Origin of the sequence: Antarcticirhabdus aurantiaca, from assembly GCF_009765365.1 — a bacterium.
Lineage (GTDB): Bacteria > Pseudomonadota > Alphaproteobacteria > Rhizobiales > Rhizobiaceae > Antarcticirhabdus > Antarcticirhabdus aurantiaca.
The window spans coordinates 103,275-122,997 of the sequence record NZ_VTOM01000002.1 but is presented as its reverse complement, the minus strand read 5'-3'; the positions used below and the strand labels follow the sequence as shown (position 1 = coordinate 122,997).

Genomic DNA, 19,723 nt, shown 5'->3' with positions numbered 1-19,723 from the left:
GTCACCGCCCTCCCATCTGAGACGTGCCGAAGAGCCTGAGCTGCACGGCGTAGAGCGCGAGCGTCGCGACGAGCAGCACGAAGGCCGCGGCGCTGCCCATGCCCCAGTTGACGAGGCTCTGGACGAACTGGGCGATGAGCTCGGCCAGCATCATGTTGTTGGTGCCGCCGAGAAGGGCGGGCGTGACGAAGTAGCCGAGCGACATGACGAACACCATCAGCCCGCCCGCCGCCATGCCGGGCGCGGCGAGCGGCAGGAGGATGCGCCGCAGCGCCTGCCCCTTCGTCGCCCCGCACAAGGCCGCGGCCTGGAGGATCGAGGGGTCGATGCGGCGGATCACGCCGTAGAGCGGCAGGATGACGAAGGGCAGCATGATGTAGACCATGCCGATGGTGACGCCGACGAGGTTGTTGACGAGCGTCAGGGGCTGGTCGATGAGGCCGAGGTTAATCAGCGTCTTGTTGACGATGCCCGTGCGCTGGAGGAGCACCATCCAGGCATAGGTGCGGGCGAGGAGGTTCGTCCACATCGACAGGAGCAGGATCGCGAAGACGATGCGCGCCCAGCGCCCCGGCATGATCGCGAGCGTCCAGGCGACGGGAAAGCCGATCAGGAGCGAGACCGTGGTGACGAGGCCGGACACCAGGAAGGTGTTGAGGAAGACGCGGAGGTACGTCGAGGAGCCCAGGAGCTCGGCATAGTTGCCGAGACCTGGGCTGGGCTCCAGCACGCTGCGCAGGAGCAGCGACACCACAGGCACCACGAAGAACAGCGTCAGGAGAACGAGCGCCGGCGTCGCCGGACCGAGCCCGGCGGGCAGCCATCCCCGGCGCCGCGGCGGCGGGGCGAGCATGGCCGTATTGGATGCTTGGGTCATGGGTCCTGCCATCCTCCCGATGAGGCCGGTGCGAGCCGACGGCCGGCCGGCTCGCCTTCGCGTAAGCGCTTCGCGCGGGGGCAGCGAGCCGGACGCGAAGCGATCGAAGCGGACTTACTGCGCCTGCCAGGCGTACCAGCGCGTGCCGATCTCATCGCGGTGCTCGGCCCAATAGTTCATGTCGGCATTCACCTGGCTCGCCTTCTGCTGGTCGGGCAGGGTCTTGGCGACCTCCGGGTCCATCAGGGCCGGCGAGTCGAGGTTCGTCGGCGCGTAACCGGTGGCCGCGGCCATGTCGGCCTGAGCCTGCGCCGAGGTCGCCAGCGCGATGAACTTCATTGCCGCGTCCTTGTTCTTGGCGCCCTTCGGTACGACGAGCGAGTCGGCCGCGGTGATGTTGTTGTCCCAGGAGGTCTCGATCGTCAGCCCGTCCGCCGCGAGCGCGGTGAGGCGGCCGTTCCAGAAGGAGCCGAAGGGCGCCTCGGCGGAGGCCAGGAGTTGCTGCGACTGCGCGCCGCCCGACCACCAGATGATGTCGCCCTTGATCGTGTCGAGCTTCTTGAAGGCGCGGTCGAGATCGAGGGGGTAGAGCTTGTCGGGGGCGACGCCGTCGGCGAGCAGCGCCGCCTCGATGACGCCCGGCGCCGACCACTTGTAGAAGGTGCGCTTGCCGGGGAAGTTGGCGGTGTCGAACAGGTCGGCCCAGGCCTTGGGGCAGGCCGAGACCGCGTCGGCGTTGCAGCCGATCACGAAGGAATAATAGAACGAGCCGACCGAGTGGTCGGTAACGAAGCGCGGGTCGAGCTTCGACTTGTCGATGACGGTGAAGTCCAGCGGCTCGAGGAGGCCCTGCTTGCCCGCCTGGACGGCGTAGTCGCCCTCGACGTCGACGGCGTCCCAGGTGACGCCGCTCGCCTCCACCATGGCCTTCAGCTTGCCGTAGTCGGTCGGCCCGTCCATCAGGACGTTGGTGCCGGTCTCGGCGGTGAACTTGTCGGCCCAGGCTGCCTTCTGGGCGTCCTGGGTGGTGCCGCCCCAGCTCGTGAACACCATGTCCTCGGCATGGGCCACGCCGGCCAGCGAGACGGCCGCCGTCAAGGCTGCCAGAAATGTCGTCTTTCTCATGTATTCCTCCCGTTCGTGGAAATATCGGATGCAGTTCGTCGCGAGCGACCGGCTCCTCCGCCGGCGGGTCGGCCGTATGCCATTCCAGAGGCGGTCTTCACACGTCGCGCCCGTCTGCGCCTCACTCCGCCTTGATCCCGGCCTCGACGACGACGGTGCGATACTTCTCGTCCTCGCCCTTGATGAAGGATCCCAGGACCTCGCCTCTCAGGTCCGGCCTCGCGACCATTCCCTGCTTCTCCAGCTGCGCGCCGAAGTCCGGTGCCGAGACGATCTCGTTCGTGGCCTCGGCGAGTTCGGAGACCACCTCCAGGGGCGTGGAGGACGGAGCGAAAAGCCCGATCCAGAGCTCGAGGTCGAAGCCCTCCAGCCCCGTCTGTTCCGAGAGCGCCGGCACGTCGGGGATCAGGGCGCTCCGCTCGGCGGATGTCACGGCCAGCGCCTTGCCCTGGCCGTCGCGGATGAAGGGCATCGCTCCCGCGAGGGACGAGACGCCGAGGTCGACCTGAGAGCCCACCACGTCGACCATGAGCGGTCCCGCCCCGCGATAGGGAACGTGCTCCATGTCGAGGTGCGCCCGGACCCTCGCGGCCTCTCCGGCGATGTGCATGAACGTCCCGATCCCGGCAGAGCCGTAGGACAAGGAGACGTCGCCGCCTTCCGGGGCGAGCCCGGCGAGTTCCGCGAAGGATGAGGCCTCCAGGTCAGGGCGCGCCATCAGCACCATGGGCCCCGCACCCAGCATCCCGACCGGCGCGAAGTCGCGGTAGGTGTCGTAGCTCGGCGCCGGATTGAGGTGCCTGTAGATGAACAGCTCCGAACCCGATCCCACGAAGAGCGTGTATCCGTCCCCGGGAGCCGTCGCCGCCCTTTGCGCGCCGATCGTGCCGCCGGCTCCCCCGACGTTCTCGATCACGACCCTCTGGTCGAGCTTCTCCTCGAGCTTCTGCGCGAAGAGGCGGCCCACGATGTCCGAGGATCCGCCCGGCGCGAACGGCACGATCAGGGTGATCGTCCTTTCCGGGTAATCGGCAGCCTGGCCCGGAAGGGCGAGCATCACCGAGGCGACGAGCGCGCCGATCAGCGATTTCATCGATCGAGTCTTCATCTGCTTCCTCCCATGCTTTCGATCGGGGAAGGCATGAGCGTGCCGTCCCCGGGCCTTCACCTCATGACGAAAGGATCCGGGATCGGGTCGTCGGAGGTCCTCAGCCACACGGTCTTGGTGCGGGTGTAGTCGAGCGCGGCGGCGAGGCCGCCCTCGCGGCCGTGGCCGGACAGCTTGGTGCCGCCGAAGGGGGCGATGGGCGAGACCGCGCGGTAGGTGTTGACCCAGACGACCCCGGCGCGGATGCCGCGGATAAGACGATGGGCCCGTGTCAGGCTGGCGGTGAAGACGCCGGAAGCGAGGCCGAAGGCGGTGTCGTTGGCGAGCGCCAGGGCTTCTCCCTCGGTCTCGAAGGACACGACCGAGAGCACGGGCCCGAAGAACTCCTCGGCGAGCGCCGGGGCGCTCGTCCCGTCGCAGTCGAGGATCGTCGGCGGGTAGTAGTGGCCCGGCCCCTCCGGCACGCGCCCGCCGGCGAGAACCCTCGCGCCCGCCGCCGTCGAGCGGTCGACCAGCGCCTGGATGTGGTCGCGCTGGCGCCGGGTGCAGAGCGGGCCGACCTCGGTTCCCATGTCGAGCGGCGCGCCGATCGCCACGCGCTCGGCCTTTTCCTTGAGGATCGCCAGGAAGCGCTCCTTGACGCTGCGCTCGACGATGAGGCGCGAGCCGGCGACGCAGGACTGGCCGGTGGCGGCGAAGATCGCGGCGACCTGGGCATTGGCGGCGCTGTCGAGGTCGGCGTCGGCGAAGACCAGGAAGGGCGACTTGCCGCCGAGCTCCAGCGAAGTCGAGGCGAGATTGTCGGCCGAGCCGCGCACGACGTGGCGCGCCGTCTCCGGCCCGCCGGTGAAGGCGACGTGGGCGACGAGCGGGTGGCGCGTCAGCGCCGAGCCGCAGGACGGGCCGAAGCCGGTGAGGACGTTGACGACCCCGGCGGGGAAGCCCGCCTCGTGGACGAGCCGGGCGAAGTGCAGGAGCGGCGCCGGGCCGTCCTCGGAGGCCTTGACGACGAGCGTGCAGCCGGCGGCGAGCGCCGGGCCGATCTTCACCGCGGCGAGGAAGAGCTGCGAGTTCCAGGGCACGATGGCGGCGACGACGCCGATCGGCTCGCGCCGCGTCCAGACCTCCATGTCCGGCTTGTCGATCGGCAGGACCGCGCCCTCGATCTTGTCGGCGAGGCCCGCATAGTAGCGGTAGTACTCGGCGACGTAGGCGATCTGGGCGGAGGTCTCGCGGATGATCTTGCCGGTGTCGCGGGTCTCCAGCTCCGCGAGCGCCTGGGCGTTCTCGGCGACGAGATCGGCGAGGCGATACAGCAGCTTGCCGCGCGCGGAGGCCGTCAGGCGCGGCCACTCGCCCTCGCGCAGGGCGCGGTCGGCGGCGCGCACGGCGCGGTCGACGTCGGCCTCGCGCGCCTCGGGCATCTGCGCCCACGCCTCGCCGGTGGCCGGGTCGAGGCTGGCGAAGCGCGCCTCGCCCTCGGTGAAGGCGCCGTCGATGTAAGCTTGGAAGCCGCGCATCCCCGTCACGCCCCGAACGCCGGCATGACCTCGGCGATGAAGCGCTCCAGCGAGGCCTTCTTGCGCTCGAAGCTCATGCCCGTGTCGATCCAGAAGGAATATTCGTCGTAGCCCATGGCCTCGTAGGCCTTGATCCGCGCGATCACCGCGTCCGCGTCGCCGACGACGTTGTTGGCGCGCATGGCGGCGGCCGAGATCATAGCGTTGGCGGCCAGCTCCTCGCCCGTCAGGCGCTGGATGAGGCCCTGGCTGACCGGGCGCTCGTTCTTGAACCAGGCGAAGAAGTAGTTGTAGTAGACCGACAGCTCGCGCGCGGCCTCCGCGACGTCCGCCTCGTCGGAGCCGACATAGGTGTGGCGCAGGAGCATGATCTTCGGGCGCGCCGTCCCGGGGCTCGCCGCGCAGGCCGTCTCGAAGCGATCCATCAGGGTGCGCACCTCGGTGTCGTCCTGCCAGAGCGGCGTCACCTGGACGTTGCAGCCGTTGGCGACGGCGAACTCGTGGCTGTTCGGGTCGCGCGCCGCCACCCAGATCGGCGGACCCGGCCGCTGCACGGGCTTGGGCGCCGAGGTGGTCGAGGGGAACTTGTAGAACTCGCCCTCGTGGGCGTAGTCGCCGGCCCAGAGCGCCTTCACGGCGGGGATGAGCTCGCGCATCCGCTGTCCCGCACCCCATGCGTCGAGGCCGGGGAGGAGCCGCTCGTACTCGTAGGAATAGGCGCCGCGCGCGATGCCGATGTCGAGCCGGCCGCCGGTGATGAGGTCGGTCATCGCCGCCTCGCCGGCGAGCTTGATCGGGTGCCAGAAGGGGGCGATCACCGTGCCCGTGCCGAGGCGGACGTTCTCCGTGCGGTTGGCGAGGTCGGCGATGGTGACGAACGGGTTCGGGGCGATGGTGAAGTCCATGCCGTGGTGCTCGCCCGTCCAGATGGCGTGCATGCCGCCGCGGTCGGCGATCTCGCAAAGCCGCAGGAACTCCTCGTAGAGGTCCTCCTGGCGCTGGTCGGCGCCCAGGCGCTCCATGTGGACGAAGAGGGAGAACTTCATGGGTCAGGCCCTTCCGGCGAGCGGATGAACCCGGCCCGCGGTCTCGTTTCCGAAATAGACGCCGAAGTTGCCGAGCGTGCTCTCGGCCGCGAAGCGGCGCAGGATGTCGGCCGTCTGAGGCGTGTCGAGGCGCTCCATCGGCAGGGTGTCGAGAGGGAAGAAGCGCCCTTGGCTCGGCGGGCCTGCGGCAGCTCCGGCGCGATAGACGATGTTCTGGCGCCCGCCCGTCCGATCCTCGAAGACCGAGAAGAGGAAGCCGGCATTGATCTCGATGTGGGTCGACGATCGCACGTCCGCCTCGATCGCTGCCACCGGGTCCCGGTCGCCGATCACCGTCGCGGGCAGGGCCCAGCGATCGCCCTCCGCCGGCACGAGCAGCACCGTGCCCTCGCGCTCGACCACGGCAGCGACCCGCGTCGCCTCCTCTCCCGCGGCACGCAAGGCCCTCGCCTCGAGCGCTGGGGTGAAGTAGCCGCCTCGCACGTAGCCGAGACCGTTGCGGCCGGAGTTCTCGAAACCCGCGACGCGTCCGATCAGGATGACGTGGTCGCCGGCGTCGACGATGCGCTCGGCGGTGCAGTCGAACCAGGCGGCGGCGCCGGGGAAGACGGGAGAGCCCGCCGGGCCGTCCCGCCATTCGACCGCCGCGAAACGGTCTTCCACAGGCCGGGCGAACGTGTTGGAGACGTCCTTTTGGTCCTCGGCGAGGACGTTGACGGCGAAGGCCGAAGCGCCGGTCATGTTGGCGTAGTTGCGTGATGTCTTGGCGAGGCAGACGAGGAGCAGCGGCGGATCGAGCGACACCGAGGCGAAGGAGTTCGCCGTGAAGCCGATCGCCGCGCCCTCAGCGGTGCGGCTGGTGACGACGGTCACCCCTGTCGCGAAGGCCCCGAAGGCGTCGCGAAGGCTGCGTGGGTCGAATGCTGTCATGCCCTTCCTCCCATTGTTCGCGTCGTGATCCGGACGTCCGCCGCCGTCAGCGTGCGAGCCAGTCCGCGAGGAGCCGGTTCACCTCCTCCGGGGCCGTCAGGTTCACCATGTGTCGATGGCCGCGGATGATCGCTGCCCGGCCGTTCGGCGCCGCCGCCGCCATCGTCTCCGCCATGCCGGGCGTCGAGTTCGGGTCCCCGTCGCCGGTTACGAAGAGGGCAGGGCAGAGAACCCTCGGCCAAGCGTCGGCATAGGTTTCATCCCCGCTGGCGAAGGCGGCATATGCGGTCGCGTATCCGGCCGGATCGACCCCGGCGAGCCACTCGCGCGTCAGCCGATAGGCCGCCTCGTCCTCGGCTCCTTCACCGAACCAGCGGCGCAGCGGCCCTTCGAAGTCCACCGCTCCCCCGGCGATCTCCCGGGCGCGCCCCATAACGGCGGCGCGGGCCTCGGGCGAGCGGCGATGGACACCGTTGAGGAGCGCGACCCGGCGGATGCGCGGTCCGAGGGTGGCGGCCGCTCCGCCGGCGATGAGGGCGCCCATCGAATGGCCCGCGAGGTTCACGGCATCGAGGCCGAGATCGTCGAGAACCGCGCCGAGCCAGTCCACGAAGCGCGGCAGCGGCGAGCCGGAGGGCAGGGGGGCGCTCTCGCCGTGGCCGGGCATGTCCACGGCGATCACCCGGTGGGTGGCGGACAGGGCCTCGACCTGCGGCTCCCAGGCCTCCAGCCGCATGCCGACGCCGTGGACGAGAACCACGGCCTCGCCGGCTCCGGCCTCGCGATAGGCGGCGCCCCGCGCCGTCCTAGACCGCTGCGGGGTTGCCAGCATCGTGGCCCAACTCCTCGAGGTCCTTGTAGCGGTCGCCGATCCGGTGATGCGGGCGCCCGCCGACGGAGGCGCCGAGCGCGACGAGGATCTCGTTCGCCGCAGGCGCGTCGGACACCGCGGTCTGGATCGTCAGGTAGTGGGACCGGCGGCCCTCGTCGTTCTTGTCCATCAGCGGGATCATCACCGGGGCGTTGGCGGGTCCGCGGGTGTTGCAGAAGGCGAGGTAGGACTTGGCGCCCACCGCCTGGCGGTAATGGTTGCCGAAGCGCAGCGTGTGGATCAGCGCCGAGGCGTGCTCGACCTCGCCGTCGAGGCCGACCACGGCCGCCTTGCCGTAGGCCTCCACCGCCTCGCCCGAGCCGACCGCGTCGAGGATCATGCGCGTCAGGAGTTCGCCGAGGATCGGGGCGCCCGCGTGGATCTCCGGCTTCAGATCTTCCACGAAGCCGCGGCCGGCCCAGGGGTTCCGCACCACCGCGATGGCGGTGAACAGCTTCAGCGGCGTCGCGGCGGCCTTGCCGCCCTCGATCAAGGTCGTCTCGACCTGCAACAGCGTCTTGCGGATTTCCATGAGCCGCCTTCCCCGATGACTTTGCAATGACAATCTTATGGTATACCAACATACGAAATGTCAACAGACAAGCGCCAGAGTTTCTCTTGGTGGCGTTCAGGAGGTTCCGAATGAGTTCGATCGCCGGCAATCCGTTGCTCAGGGAGCAAGCCTATTGTGCTGGTGAGTGGCTCGCGGCCTCTTCATCCGGCGAGAGTTTCGCGGTGCGCGATCCCGCCGACGGCGCGGTGCTGGCGACGCTGCCGGACCTGACGCCGGACGATGCCCGCCGCGCCATCGAGGCGGCGGCTGCCGCGCAGGCGGCCTGGGCGAAGGAGCCCGCCAAGGCGCGCGCCAAGGTGCTCAGGCGCTGGTTCGATCTCGTCACGGAGAGCGTCGAGGACCTCGCCCTCATCCTCACCGCCGAGCAGGGCAAGCCGCTCGCCGAGGCCCGCACGGAGATCGTGTCGAATGCGGCCTATCTCGAATGGTTCGCCGAAGAGGCCAAGCGCCTCGACGGCGAGATCATCCCCGGCCCCAACGCCGCGCAGCGCATCCTCGTCGTCAAGCAGCCGGTCGGCGTCTGCGCCGCGATCACGCCCTGGAACTTCCCGAACGGCATGATCACCCGCAAGGTCGGCCCGGCGCTCGCCGCCGGCTGCACCATGGTGCTGAAGCCTTCCGAGCTGACGCCGCTCTCCGCCTTGGCTCTGGCCGTTCTCGCCGAGCGGGCGGGCGTGCCGAAAGGCGCCTTCTCCGTCGTCACCACGACCGACGCGAAGGGCTTCGGGACCGAGGTGACGAAGAACCCGACGGTCGCCAAGATCACCTTCACCGGCTCGACGGCGGTGGGGCGCTGGCTGATGCGGGAGGGCGCCGACACGATCAAGCGGCTGAGCCTCGAGCTCGGCGGCAACGCGCCCTTCATCGTCTTCGACGACGCGGACCTCGACGCCGCGGCCGACGGGGCGCTCGCCTCGAAGTTCCGCAATTCCGGCCAGACCTGCGTCTGCGCCAACCGCATCTACGTCCAGCGCGGGGTCGCCGACGCCTTCACGCAGAAGCTCCTGGAGCGCACGGCCAAGCTGAAGCTCGGCCGCGGCACGGAAGAGGGCGTGACCATGGGCCCGCTCATCAACAGCCAGGCCGTCGCCAAGATGGAGGCACACCTCGCCGACGCCGTCGGGAAGGGCGCGACGGTGGTGTCGGGCGGCAAGCGCTCGCAGCTCGGCGGCACCTTCTTCGAGCCGACGGTGGTGACGGGCGTCCGCCAAGGCATGCTGGTGACGCGCGAGGAGACCTTCGCGCCGCTCGCCCCGATCATCGCCTTCGACACGGAGGACGAGGTGATCGCCATGGCGAACGATTCCGAGTTCGGCCTCGCGGCCTACTTCTACGCCCGCGACATGAAGCGCGTGTTCAAGGTGGCGGAGGCGCTGGAGGCGGGCATGGTCGGCGTCAACACCGCCGCGCTCGCCAACGAGGCGGCGCCCTTCGGCGGCGTCAAGCAGTCCGGCCTGGGGCGCGAAGGATCGCACCACGGCATCGAGGACTACCTGGAGCTGAAATACGTCGCGCTCGCCGGCCTTTGAGTCTGCATGGAGGCGGGAGGGGGGGCGGCCGGTGCCGAGTGTCTGATGATCGTGAGCGGTCGCGGCCACTTCTCCAGAGCCGAGGCCCCCGTCAGGAACTGAACGACGGCGCGGCGGCAGCTCGGAGAAAGCCCTGCCTGTTCCCTGGACGCCGAGCGATACGATGTCGCAACTCACCCGAACGGGGGGACGATCCGTGTCCCAGGATGAGAAAGGATTCGAGAACCGCCACGAACAGAAGCATGGAGGGTCGACTTCCCGACAAGCTTCGAACCTGACCCGCCGTTCCGGCAAGTGCTCAACCCTCATGATCCACCAGCCCATGATCCTGGAGGCTCGTCGCAAGCGGTGATCGGTGCCATGGCTCATGCTGACCGCCGTCCCGACGTGGATCGTGCCCTGGATGGCATGGCAGGCCGCCGGAAGGCGCCCCTGAGGACTTGATCGATCGTGGGGTCCGAAGACGAAACCGCGATCCGTTTCTGTCCGGCGTTCATCATGTCGGCGCTCCGCTCGAAGCACGCATGTCGAGCCGATTCACCGGTTTCGGCCGGAGGAACGTGGCACCATGCGGCTTCCGAAGCATGACGCCGATGAGTCCCGCCTTCCGGCGTATGACGGGGTGGCGGTCTCGAGGCTAAGCAGCTGTCGTCATTGCAGTGCGGGTGAACACGCGCTGTATTGCTCGAGGGACAAACAAGCAGGTGAACTCCGTTGCCATCGTTCGGACTCGCGTTTCTCTCGCGTTCGGCCTTGCGCGACGCCGAGCGTCTCATGCTCGGCGACACGGCCGGCGTGCGCGACGAAGTCGGCTTCCTCCTCGTGCACCAGCGCTACGCGGATCGCTTCTTTCCTGGCACTTCGGTACTTCATACACGGCTGCGCTACGTCCTGTTCGTACCCTGGATCCTGGAAAGGCTGAAGGCGCAGAGTGACGGCGTCAGGTTCCTGGATGCCTTGCGTGCCGAAGAGACTGCGCTTGCCGAACGGTTGAAGGGCGAGAGCTACGGCGTGATCGGTCGCCTGATGCTCCCCGATGCCAGCAATCAGCCGCCATCCTACGTCTACTGGACGGCGCTCGCGAAATGGGGCCTCCTCGACCCGAAGCCGACGGGCCGCACATGGAGCCGGGCCGATATCGGCGCGCTCATCGCCGCAGCTCGAGGCAAGGGGCCAAGGGATGATGACGGAAGACCGCTCGCAACCAGCGTCTGGCCGGTAGCCGAGCTCCCTTCGCCTCCCGAAGGTTGGGATTCCGGAGAGCCGTTGGGCTTCGATCTGTTGCCGCGCGAAAGGCGACATCTCGCCAAGCTGATCCGCGCGACACGCTGTCCCCACGATCCCGATGCGCGCTCCCTTCTCGCGCTCCTCGCCGGGAGCGATGTCGCCGATGCCGAGGCGTGCTGGGATCCAACGGTTCTCGACATCGCGGGCCGTCACCGTGCCGCGCTCGAGCGAGCCGGCCGGGCGGCCTCGCTCGCTGCGATCGGCCGCGGCGTGTACGCCGCGCTGGTGGAGCGGCAAAAGGAACGCGACGGACGCGCTGTCGGTCGCCGTCACCGCGATGCCCTGTCCGACGTGCTGGCAAGGCACGCGGAACGAGCCGTGACGCTCGACGCGGACCTCCTGATCGCGGACCTGCAGCCCGACCTGCCCTGCCGCGTGGAGGAGGTGCTGCGCCATACGCTGACTTGGTTGCGCGGAAGCGGCAATCGCGCATCGCAGCTTCTCGACGTCTATCGGCGAGCGGAGATCAAGCGCAAGGGTGCAAGGGCGCGGCTCGCCGAGGAGCAGAGCGGCATCGATCGTCGGATCGAGTGGAATGCCGACGAGCACCCTGCCGCCGAGCCGCTTCATTACCGTTGGGGGCAGGTGAGGCTGATGCTGCAGGATCTCGAGGGGGCATGAGCGCGTCGCGCCCCTGGAGAGGCCAGCCATACCTCGACGAGCTGCGGCCGGCGGCTGGATGGAAGGTGGATCTCGCCCTGTTCGCGACCTACTCCCTCGAGCTTCCGGCGCTCGGAGCGGCGCTGCTGGCTCTCTGCGGCCGGAACGACGGCAACGGCAGCGGATCCGTCGCCGACTTCGCGGAGGCGGTCGAGACGCTTCGCGGCAAGGCGCGCTTCATTGTCCAACGCGGCAGGATCGCACGTCCGTCGCGGTTGCCCGCCCTCGCCGGCATCCTCGACCAATTCGTCGTCGAGGTGCCTTACGACGAGGCGCGCCGAAGCTGGCATCCGAAGGCGGCGCTTGTCCGATACGTCAGAGGCCGCGAGACGGCTTGGCGCCTTTGGCTCGGCAGCCGCAACCTGACGCGCTCGGCCGACCTCGACGTGGGGCTGCTCGTCGAGACCACCAAAGGACGGCGCAAGGAGGGACGTCGCGTCGAAGGCATCGGCAAGGTCGCCGAACTGCTCGCGAGCCGTGCCGGTCTTCCGGACTTGGACGTCGCGAAGGTCGTGAACGAGCTCGAGGCGGTACGCTGGCTCGTCCCGACCGGGATGGAACTCGCTCGAGTCGATGTCGCCGACGCGGGCGAGCGGATGCCGTCGGGACCCTCGCGGAGGCGGCTCGACGCGGTGACTGTCGTGTCCCCATTCCTCGACGCTACCTTCCTGCGACAGGCCGGCGCGTGGGGAGATCGGGACACCAGGCGGACCTTGGTGTCGACCCGGCAGGCCTTGATCGCGGTCGCGCAGGCGCATTCCTCGCCGCTCGTGCGCTTCGAGCGCCTGCTTGTGCTGGACGCGCCGCTCCCGCCGCTGGAGGTCGCAGACGAGGCCGGCGACGACGCGGCGGCTGCGAACCCCGCCGGTTCGGTCGGCGACGACGCCGATCCGCCAGCGCCTTCGCTCCACGCCAAGCTCTTTTGCTTCGAGCACGGCGCTGCGGCCACGCTACTGATGGGCAGCGCCAACGCGACCTCGCGTGCATGGGACGGACGCAATGCCGAACTGCTCGCGGAGTTGAAGGGCGGTGCAGCGATCATCGAGGGGCTGGCGCACCTGGTCGGCTCGGCCTCGCGCGTGACGATGGACGAGCTGAGGGGAGCGACGCCGGCGAAAGCGGGTCCGCACGACGAGCTCGAACTTCTTCGCCGTCGGCTCGTCGGCGCCTGGTCGCCGCGGCTCGTCCGCGATGGTCCGGCGTTCGCCGTCGAGATCGACCCACCGGCGCCGGATGTGCCGGACGGCACGGTCCTGCTTGTCGGGCTCGCCTCCATGGAGCTGCTCGCTTGGCCTCCTGGCGCGTCGCGCCTGATGCTCGGCGACGTTCCGACGAGCCGCCACACCGACCTGCTTCGCTTCGAGCTGCGGGCCGGTGCGGCCGCCATCGGCTGGATGCAGAGGGCGCCGGTCGCACCGCCGCTGGACGCCGACCGCGATACGGTGGCGCTGGCCGGCCTGATGGGCTTCGGCGCGTTCCAGAGCTGGATGCGGCAGCTGCTTTCCGGCGACCCGGTTCGGGACGATGGGAAGCGCTGGGATCGGCAAGTCGGAGGCGCCGGTCCCGACGAACGCGGCGGCGACCTCGAACAGTTGACCCTCGAGGACATCGTCGGTTCCTGGGGCACGGACAAGACGCGCTTCCGACGGGCGGACGCGCAGTTCGAACGATACAGCGATGCCTTGATCGCGCAGGAAGGCCTGCTCACCACGGCGGAGCGCACGGCGCTGCGCGAGTTGCGGGCGATCTGGCGACTTGCCCGCGAGCGCCTGCCAGCATGAGCGCGACCGCGAAGGAATTCCAGGCCGCCACCGTTCGGGCTGCCGTCGCGGCGCTGAGGCGGGAAGACGGCACGCGCCGCTTCCTGATCGCGGACGAAGTCGGCTTGGGCAAGACGCTGGTCGCCCGCGACGTGGTCGCCGCCTTGACAGCCAGACGCCGCAAGCCGTTGGTCGTCTTCTACGTGACGAGTGGAAGCAAGGTCGGCGACCAGAACAAGAGGGACCTGCTCGCCTTCCTTCCCGAGAAGGAGCGAAGGGCCTGCCTTTCCAAGGCCGATCGTCTGGGACTGATCCCGTTCACGAAGTCTCCGCAGGGCAAGGTTCACCTCTACGCCTTCTCGCCCGAGACGTCCTTCCCCGCCGCCGATTCGCGAAGCAGTCCCGGACGCGCGGTCGAGCGCGCCTTTCTGTCCAAGCTGCTCGCCTCCTGCCTGCCGAAGGTCCACAGGTCCCTCGGCACGACCTTCTTTCAGTTGTCGGCGACCAAGAGGTGGCCCGACGCGCTCAAGGCTGCCGATACGGCCATGCGTCAGGGCGTCGGACGGCTACCGCACGCGTTCCGCAAGGCGCTCGAAGCGGAGTTCGCTCCGATGGACGTCCGGGAGGCGGTCGCCGCGTCCAAGTGTAGGCCGTACGCGCTGATAGCCAGGTTGCGCCGTGCGCTTGCCGAGGCGAGCCTTGCGGCCAACCCGCCCGATCTCGTCATCCTCGACGAATTCCAGCGCTACCGTCGGCTGCTGGCGCCGACGCAGGAGGATCGCATCGCGGCGCGACTTCTCGGAAGCAACGCGTCGCGGACCGGCAGGCCCGCGGCCTTGCTGCTGTCGGCGACGCCGTACCGGTCCTATGCGGAACGCTGGGAAGTCGGACCTCAGGCGCAGCCGCACCGGGAGTTCTTCGACGTCGTGTCCTTCCTTGGCGGCGAAGCTGCCGGCGTCGCGACCGCCAGCGCCTTCGAACGGTTCGGCGAGCAACTCCAGGTCCTCGGGCGCCTGGCTCCAGGCGACGACCACACGAAGCAGCTGGCCGAGGCGAGCGCCACCAAGGCCCAACTCGAAGCACTGCTGCGGCCTTACATGTCGCGTACCGAACGGGTCGTACGCGACGACGGGGAGGATCGCCTCGCCGAAGGCAGCGGAACCAGCCTCGAAGGGGTCGATCTGGATGTCTACCGCCACTTCGCCGAGCGGGTCGACGAGCGCTTCCGCTCCAGCGCCATGGCTTACTGGCTGTCGGTTCCCTTGCCGGCGCAAGCCCTCGGACAAAGCTACCGGATCTCCCGGAACGTGCGCTTCGCTTCGCGGGCCGCCATACCGAAGCTCGTCTCCGGTCGCCTCTATTCGCCCCCCGTAGCCGGATGGGGCAGCGCCAAGCTTCGTCGCCTTCACGAGATCGCCGACCCGAACTCGCTCGCGCTGCCGTGGGTCTCCCCCTCCCTGTCCTGGTGGCAGCCCGCCGGACCCTGGAAGGGAGCGACCGCAGGCAAGCTGCTTGTCTTCAGCCGCTTCCGAGCGACGCCCTCGGCGCTGGCGTCGTTGACGAGCCTGGAGGTCGAGCGACGTCTGCTGGGCCGATCCGCCGAGAGCTACCGCAAGGCATGGAATGGGCGCCGGCTCCAGCCCAAGCGGGGGAGGGCTGCGACCGTCGCGCTTTTCCATCCGTCGCCCTTCCTGATCGGTGAGACCGATGTCCTCGATGCTTCGGCGAGGACACGCCGCCAAGTCCAGGCGGTCGTGCGCCGGCAGCTCGTCCGTGCGCTCGGGAGTCTGGGGATCACGGTCGGCGGCGAAGTTCGAGGCGACGACAGACGTCACCGACCGGGATGGGAGATCATCGCGGCGATCGACAGGGCAGCCGGTCACAGGACCGCCGTCGAAAGGGCATGGAGGCCCCTCGGCGACCGAGACAAGGCGCTCGAGATGCTGCTCGCCGAGCACGCGCGTGCCCGACCGCTCACGTGGATCAGTCGCCGCGAGCTCGAGGACCTGCTCGCGATGGCCGTGTCCGGACCGGCTGTCGCACTCGGGCGCGCGTTGCGGCGCCACCATCCGGACGTACTCGACAACGGGCTACCCGCGTTGACCAGGCTGTGCTGGTCCGGATTGCGGACCTACCTCGACAATCCCGTGTTCTGGGCGCGTCTCGGCGACGGCACGCCCACCGAAACGCTGCAGCGTGCGGTCCTCGACGGGTGCTTCGAGGCCGTCATGGACGAGCACTTCTGGACGCGTAGTGCGAAGAAGGCCGGAGAGGAGCTCGCCGACGACCTTCTCCAGGCGTTCGACGCGCAGGTGGGCTGGTTCACCTTCCGCAGTCTGCACGATGCCACGGAGGGCGTGCGCGTCCGGTGCCACGCAGCGGTTCCGTTTGGCGGAATCGAAGCCGAGCCTGCCGACGGGAAGCTCACTCCGGGAGACCGTCCACATCGCAGCGAAGGCATCCGATCGGCGTTCAACACGCCGTTCTGGCCGCACGTGCTGGCAACCACCTCCGTCGGACAGGAAGGGCTCGACTTCCATACGTGGTGCGATCGGATAGGCCACTGGGATCTGTGCTCCAGTCCCGTCGACCTCGAACAGCGCGAAGGACGCATCCAGCGTTTCGGTGGCCTGGTCGTGAGACGTCGACTGGGCACCGAACTGACTTTCCGAGCGGGAGGGGGCGGACCGCCTGGACGCTCGCCCTGGAAGTCGGTCGCCATCGAGGCGGAGCGGCGGTTCGGCGACGACTCCGGCCTCAGCCCATGGTGGACGCTTCCCGGCGCGCATATCGGAAGGCACCTGTTCGCGCTGCCACGCAGCCGTGACGTTCAACGCTTCGCACGGCTATGCCGACAGCGCTCTTTGTACAGGCTCGCGCTTGGTCAGCCGAGGCAGGAGGAACTCGTCGAGATGCTAGGCGCCAAGGATCCGAAGGTCATCGCCGAACTCGCCCGCCTCGCGCTCGATCTGTCCGCCTACGGAGCGGAGCTCGCCTCCGGACCGTAGGCGCGGATGGCTCCGGCGGATGTTCCCGGATCCCGAGGCCGCGAAGCCGACGACGGGGGGCATGCCGCCGCCGCCCCGCTGTCATGGCTTTCCGGCATGGCGACCGCCCGTCGTCGTGGCGACCGGCTCGAACAGGCTCGTGAAGTCGATGAACCGGCTGCGGGAGCGCGGGCCGGAATTCCCGATGCCTGCCGACTGCATCGCCGGGAACGGAACTGCCATCAAGGCGCCATGCTCGACCGTGTCCGCGGCCAGCACGAGACGGGACGCCGTCCGACGAAGGCGGACCACCACTGGACCAGCGGCCGGCCTCAGCGGACGCACCGCACGATCGAGGCCGCGTCTACGCAGACGCCTTCGTCACGACGTCCGCGGACAGCTTCGACGGTACGCTCGGCTCTTCGTCGATGATCATGCACATGCCCACCGGCTCGGGACCTCGCGCGGCCTCAAGCCTTCTGGTTCGCCGTCCGTCCCCGGGCACGAGAGCCCGGTCGCTTGAGGCTCGATTCGTCACAGCTTGTCCCGGGACCCCACACCCAGGGGGCCTTACAGGCGCACGCCGGTCGTCTTGTCGAACAACGAGGCGTCGGCGGCATCGAACCCGGGTTCGAAGGGGCCGGTGGGAATGGCACCTCCTTTCGCGTCGACATACATCGACCAACGTTGACCATCGAGTTCGAGCCAAAGGAGCGAACGCGGCCCCAGGGACTCCGTGAATGCCGGGACGGCGGAGAGGGCGTCGCCGCGGCGCGCGGGCGCCTCCGCCACCCGCACGTCGTCCGGACGTACGCCGAGAACCACCTCCGTTCCCGGCCGAGGCGTGGAAGCGAAGGCGTAGCCGGAAAGATCGACCGTGGCGCCGGTCGCGCTGCGGAACCGGCGGTCGGCCATCAGGACGCCCTCGAGGAGGTTGATCGCCGGCGACCCGACGAACCTCGCGACGAACAGCGTCGCAGGCCGGTCGTAGACTTTCTGCGGGGTGTCGACTTGCTCCACCTTGCCACGGTTTATGACGGCCACGCGACTTGCCAGGGTCATCGCCTCGACCTGATCGTGCGTGACGTAGATCATGGTGGAGCCGAGATCGGCATGGAGCCGGCGCAGCTCGACCCGCATGTCGGCGCGCAGCTGGGCGTCGAGGTTCGACAGCGGCTCGTCGAAAAGGCAGAGCCGCGTGGAGCGGACGAGTGCTCGTCCGATCGCCACCCGCTGGCGCTGGCCGCCCGACAGTTGCGCAGGCTTCCTGTCGAGAAGGGGTTCGATCTGAAGAAGTGCCGCGACGGATTGGACCCGGCGCACGATCTCCGCCTTCGGCACTCGGTTGATCCTCATGCCGAAGCCGAGGTTCTGCCGCACGCTCATGGTCGGGAACAAGGCATAGGACTGGAACACCATGGCCAAGTGGCGCTTGCTCGGATCGGCATGGGTCATGTCCTCGCCCGCGATCTCGATCGCGCCGTCGTCGAGAGGCTCCAATCCCGCGACGATGTTCAGGAGGGTGGACTTGCCGCACCCGGATGGCCCGAGGAGCACGACGAACTCGCCCGGGTCGATCGTCAGGTCGATGCCGCGCAAGATCGGGAGCGCGCCGTAGGACTTGGTGACACCGCGGATACCCACACCGATCATCTTCAACCCTTCACTGCGCCGGCTGCGATTCCCCGGACGAAGTAACGTCCCGATAGCAAGTAGACCAAGAGCGTCGGCAATGCGGTCAGGATGGTCGCAGCCATGTTGACGTTGATGGCGACCTCGCCGCGCGTGTTGTTCACCAAGTTGTTCAATTGGACGGTCATCGGAGCGTTCTCGTTGCCCGCAAAGATGAATCCAAGGAAGTAGTCGTTCCAGATTCCCGTGAACTGCAGCACGCCGACCACGACGAGCATGTTCACGGAGAGCGGCAGCATGACGTGGCCGAAGGTCTGGAGAAAGCTCGCTCCCTCGATGCGGGCGGCCTTCGTCAGCTCGTCCGGAAGCCCGGCGTAGAAGTTACGAAACAGAAGCGTCGTGTAAGGAATTCCGTAGACGACGTGGATGAGGACGATTCCGGGGTAGGTCCCGAACAGGCCGCCCGTCCTCGCGAGGACGATCGTCGGGTACATCATGCATTGGTAAGGAACGAAGAGGCCGAAGGTGATGGCCAGCATGATGCGGTCGGCTGCGGGCCTCTTCCATTGCGAGAGCGCATAGCCATTGAGGGCGCCGACAAGCACAGAGAGGAAGACGGCGGGAACGGCGATCTTGATCGAGTTGAAGAGGCCCGGGCTGATGCCGCGGCATTCGATTCCCGAACAGGCGCTGCTCCAGGCGATGCGCCAGAAGTCGAAGGTGGGACTGGCGGGCAGCGCCAGCAGGCTGCCCTGCCGGATCTCGTCCATCGTCTTCAGCGAGTTGAGGACCACCACCACCACTGGAAGGAGAAAGAACGCGGCGGACGCGAGAAGGAAGACATAGAGCGCGATGCGCGCCGGATCGCGTCGGCGCTCTCGGTCCGAGGTTCGGGTCATGCTCGTCCCTTGCGCTGGATCAGGAGGTAGGGAACGAGAAGTGACGCCACGAAACCCAGGATCACGACGGAGGCGGCCGAAGCGAGGCCGATGTTCGCACGTCCGAAGAAATGGTCCACGGCGAACTTCGCGGGCAGGTCGGTCGAGAAGCCGGGTCCTCCCTTGGTCAGCGCGATCACGAGATCGTAGCTGCGCACCACGTCGGCCATCAGCAGGATGATGCAGGACGCGATCGTCAGCTTGAGGCTCGGCAGGACGATCTGGGCGTAGGCGCGCCACAATGGGATGCCCTCCAGACGGATCGCCTTCCAGATGTCCGTATCGACCCCTCGGAGGCCCGCAAGCATGATGATCATCACCAGGCCCGAGGATCGCCAGATCGAGGCGACCACCAGGGCGTAGATGGCCGTGTCCGGGTCCGCCAGCCAGTCGAGGTGGAACGACGACCAGCCCAGGCCGCGCAGGACGCTCTGTATGCCGGTGACGGGGTCGAGCAGCCAGCGCCACGCCAATCCCGTGATCACGAGCGAGAGGGCGAGCGGATGAAGGAAGATCGAACGCAGTAAGCCTTCGGCGCGCACGTCCCGGTCGAGAAGGATGGCGAGCAGGGTGCCAAGCGCGAGCGAGCCGGCGATGCCGAAGGCGCCGAGTATGACGAGGTTGACGCAGGCCGTCCGCCAGCGCGGCGTCGCGACGAGCCGGGCGAACTGGTCGAAGCCGACGATCTCGTAGGACGGGATGAGGCGCGAGTTCGTCAGGGAGAGATAGCCCGTCCACAGCAGGGACCCGTAGAAGACGAGCGCGACGACAAGGAAGAACCCGATGGCGACGAGGTCGGGCCTGAAGCCGGATTCCGGCATGTCGGACAGGCCGCGGGCGGGCGCTTTCGACCTGGTCATCGCATCAGCACGGTCATGA

At 68.5% G+C, this 19,723-nt stretch carries 15 protein-coding genes and 1 pseudogene; 4 read left to right on the top strand and 12 right to left on the bottom strand.

Annotated features, from left to right (window positions below):
- Nucleotide 1: 1 nt before the first annotated feature.
- From FZN60_RS02795 to FZN60_RS02760, 8 genes and pseudogenes are all read right to left on the bottom strand, one after another.
- Nucleotides 2-793, bottom strand: a pseudogene (locus FZN60_RS02795) (ABC transporter permease); the annotation flags it as partial.
- 198 nt (nucleotides 794-991) lie between these two features.
- Entirely contained in the window at nucleotides 992-2,002 is a 1,011-nt protein-coding gene (locus tag FZN60_RS02790) for an ABC transporter substrate-binding protein (protein WP_158870878.1), read from the bottom strand.
- Between the two features lie 121 nt (nucleotides 2,003-2,123).
- Entirely contained in the window at nucleotides 2,124-3,095 is a 972-nt protein-coding gene (locus tag FZN60_RS02785; protein ID WP_158870876.1) for a Bug family tripartite tricarboxylate transporter substrate binding protein, read from the bottom strand.
- A gap of 71 nt (nucleotides 3,096-3,166) precedes the next feature.
- A complete protein-coding gene (locus FZN60_RS02780) occupies nucleotides 3,167-4,630 on the bottom strand; it encodes an aldehyde dehydrogenase (RefSeq protein ID WP_158870874.1) in 1,464 nt (487 codons plus the stop codon).
- A gap of 5 nt (nucleotides 4,631-4,635) precedes the next feature.
- Nucleotides 4,636-5,676 carry an LLM class flavin-dependent oxidoreductase gene (locus tag FZN60_RS02775; protein WP_158870872.1) on the bottom strand — a complete coding sequence of 347 codons (1,041 nt, stop codon included), beginning with the start codon at nucleotides 5,674-5,676 and terminating at the stop codon, nucleotides 4,636-4,638.
- A 3-nt stretch (nucleotides 5,677-5,679) separates the two neighbouring features.
- A complete protein-coding gene (locus FZN60_RS02770; protein ID WP_158870870.1) occupies nucleotides 5,680-6,606 on the bottom strand; it encodes a flavin reductase family protein in 927 nt (308 codons plus the stop codon).
- A gap of 46 nt (nucleotides 6,607-6,652) precedes the next feature.
- Nucleotides 6,653-7,486 carry an alpha/beta fold hydrolase gene (locus FZN60_RS02765; protein WP_422570319.1) on the bottom strand — a complete coding sequence of 278 codons (834 nt, stop codon included), beginning with the start codon at nucleotides 7,484-7,486 and terminating at the stop codon, nucleotides 6,653-6,655.
- Nucleotides 7,413-8,009, bottom strand: a complete 597-nt coding sequence (locus FZN60_RS02760) for an amino acid synthesis family protein (protein WP_158870866.1) — start codon at nucleotides 8,007-8,009, stop codon at nucleotides 7,413-7,415. The genes FZN60_RS02765 and FZN60_RS02760 overlap by 74 nt, the downstream gene beginning before the upstream one ends.
- A gap of 110 nt (nucleotides 8,010-8,119) precedes the next feature.
- Here FZN60_RS02760 and FZN60_RS02755 point away from each other — a divergent pair, with 110 nt between their 5' ends.
- From FZN60_RS02755 to FZN60_RS02740, 4 genes are all read left to right on the top strand, one after another.
- On the top strand, nucleotides 8,120-9,580 hold the full coding sequence (locus tag FZN60_RS02755; protein WP_158870864.1) for an NAD-dependent succinate-semialdehyde dehydrogenase: 1,461 nt from the start codon (nucleotides 8,120-8,122) through the stop codon (nucleotides 9,578-9,580).
- A gap of 774 nt (nucleotides 9,581-10,354) precedes the next feature.
- Nucleotides 10,355-11,488 carry a DUF6361 family protein gene (locus tag FZN60_RS02750; protein WP_246726553.1) on the top strand — a complete coding sequence of 378 codons (1,134 nt, stop codon included), beginning with the start codon at nucleotides 10,355-10,357 and terminating at the stop codon, nucleotides 11,486-11,488.
- 65 nt (nucleotides 11,489-11,553) lie between these two features.
- Nucleotides 11,554-13,308, top strand: coding sequence for a phospholipase D family protein (locus FZN60_RS02745; RefSeq protein ID WP_158870860.1), 1,755 nt, complete (start codon nucleotides 11,554-11,556; stop codon nucleotides 13,306-13,308).
- Nucleotides 13,305-16,295, top strand: coding sequence for a C-terminal helicase domain-containing protein (locus tag FZN60_RS02740; RefSeq protein ID WP_158870858.1), 2,991 nt, complete (start codon nucleotides 13,305-13,307; stop codon nucleotides 16,293-16,295). The genes FZN60_RS02745 and FZN60_RS02740 overlap by 4 nt, the downstream gene beginning before the upstream one ends.
- An 81-nt stretch (nucleotides 16,296-16,376) precedes the next feature.
- Here the strand turns inward: FZN60_RS02740 and FZN60_RS02735 are convergent, their stop codons facing one another.
- The 4 genes from FZN60_RS02735 to FZN60_RS02720 form a co-directional block, all read right to left on the bottom strand.
- Nucleotides 16,377-16,553 (bottom strand): hypothetical protein, encoded by a 177-nt coding sequence (locus FZN60_RS02735; protein ID WP_158870856.1) that lies wholly within the window; start codon nucleotides 16,551-16,553, stop codon nucleotides 16,377-16,379.
- 291 nt (nucleotides 16,554-16,844) lie between these two features.
- Complete coding sequence (locus tag FZN60_RS02730; RefSeq protein WP_158870853.1) at nucleotides 16,845-17,927, bottom strand: ABC transporter ATP-binding protein; 1,083 nt, start codon at nucleotides 17,925-17,927, stop codon at nucleotides 16,845-16,847.
- 2 nt (nucleotides 17,928-17,929) lie between these two features.
- Entirely contained in the window at nucleotides 17,930-18,805 is an 876-nt protein-coding gene (locus FZN60_RS02725) for a carbohydrate ABC transporter permease (RefSeq protein WP_158870851.1), read from the bottom strand.
- On the bottom strand, nucleotides 18,802-19,704 hold the full coding sequence (locus FZN60_RS02720; protein WP_246726551.1) for a carbohydrate ABC transporter permease: 903 nt from the start codon (nucleotides 19,702-19,704) through the stop codon (nucleotides 18,802-18,804). Before FZN60_RS02720 ends, FZN60_RS02725 begins: the two co-directional genes overlap by 4 nt.
- Nucleotides 19,705-19,723 lie beyond the last annotated feature (19 nt).

What these genes read in the sequence shown, in the direction of transcription:
- FZN60_RS02725 (WP_158870851.1), bottom strand. Translation starts at nt 18,805, where the DNA reads ATGACCCGAACCTCGGACCGAGAGCGCCGACGCGATCCGGCGCGCATC.
- FZN60_RS02760 (WP_158870866.1), bottom strand. Translation starts at nt 8,009, where the DNA reads ATGGAAATCCGCAAGACGCTGTTGCAGGTCGAGACGACCTTGATCGAG.
- FZN60_RS02770 (WP_158870870.1), bottom strand. Translation starts at nt 6,606, where the DNA reads ATGACAGCATTCGACCCACGCAGCCTTCGCGACGCCTTCGGGGCCTTC.
- FZN60_RS02775 (WP_158870872.1), bottom strand. Translation starts at nt 5,676, where the DNA reads ATGAAGTTCTCCCTCTTCGTCCACATGGAGCGCCTGGGCGCCGACCAG.
- FZN60_RS02780 (WP_158870874.1), bottom strand. Translation starts at nt 4,630, where the DNA reads ATGCGCGGCTTCCAAGCTTACATCGACGGCGCCTTCACCGAGGGCGAG.
- FZN60_RS02750 (WP_246726553.1), top strand. Translation starts at nt 10,355, where the DNA reads ATGCTCGGCGACACGGCCGGCGTGCGCGACGAAGTCGGCTTCCTCCTC.
- FZN60_RS02755 (WP_158870864.1), top strand. Translation starts at nt 8,120, where the DNA reads ATGAGTTCGATCGCCGGCAATCCGTTGCTCAGGGAGCAAGCCTATTGT.
- FZN60_RS02740 (WP_158870858.1), top strand. Translation starts at nt 13,305, where the DNA reads ATGAGCGCGACCGCGAAGGAATTCCAGGCCGCCACCGTTCGGGCTGCC.
- FZN60_RS02730 (WP_158870853.1), bottom strand. Translation starts at nt 17,927, where the DNA reads ATGATCGGTGTGGGTATCCGCGGTGTCACCAAGTCCTACGGCGCGCTC.
- FZN60_RS02785 (WP_158870876.1), bottom strand. Translation starts at nt 3,095, where the DNA reads ATGAAATCGCTGATCGGCGCGCTCGTCGCCTCGGTGATGCTCGCCCTT.
- FZN60_RS02790 (WP_158870878.1), bottom strand. Translation starts at nt 2,002, where the DNA reads ATGAGAAAGACGACATTTCTGGCAGCCTTGACGGCGGCCGTCTCGCTG.
- FZN60_RS02720 (WP_246726551.1), bottom strand. Translation starts at nt 19,704, where the DNA reads ATGACCAGGTCGAAAGCGCCCGCCCGCGGCCTGTCCGACATGCCGGAA.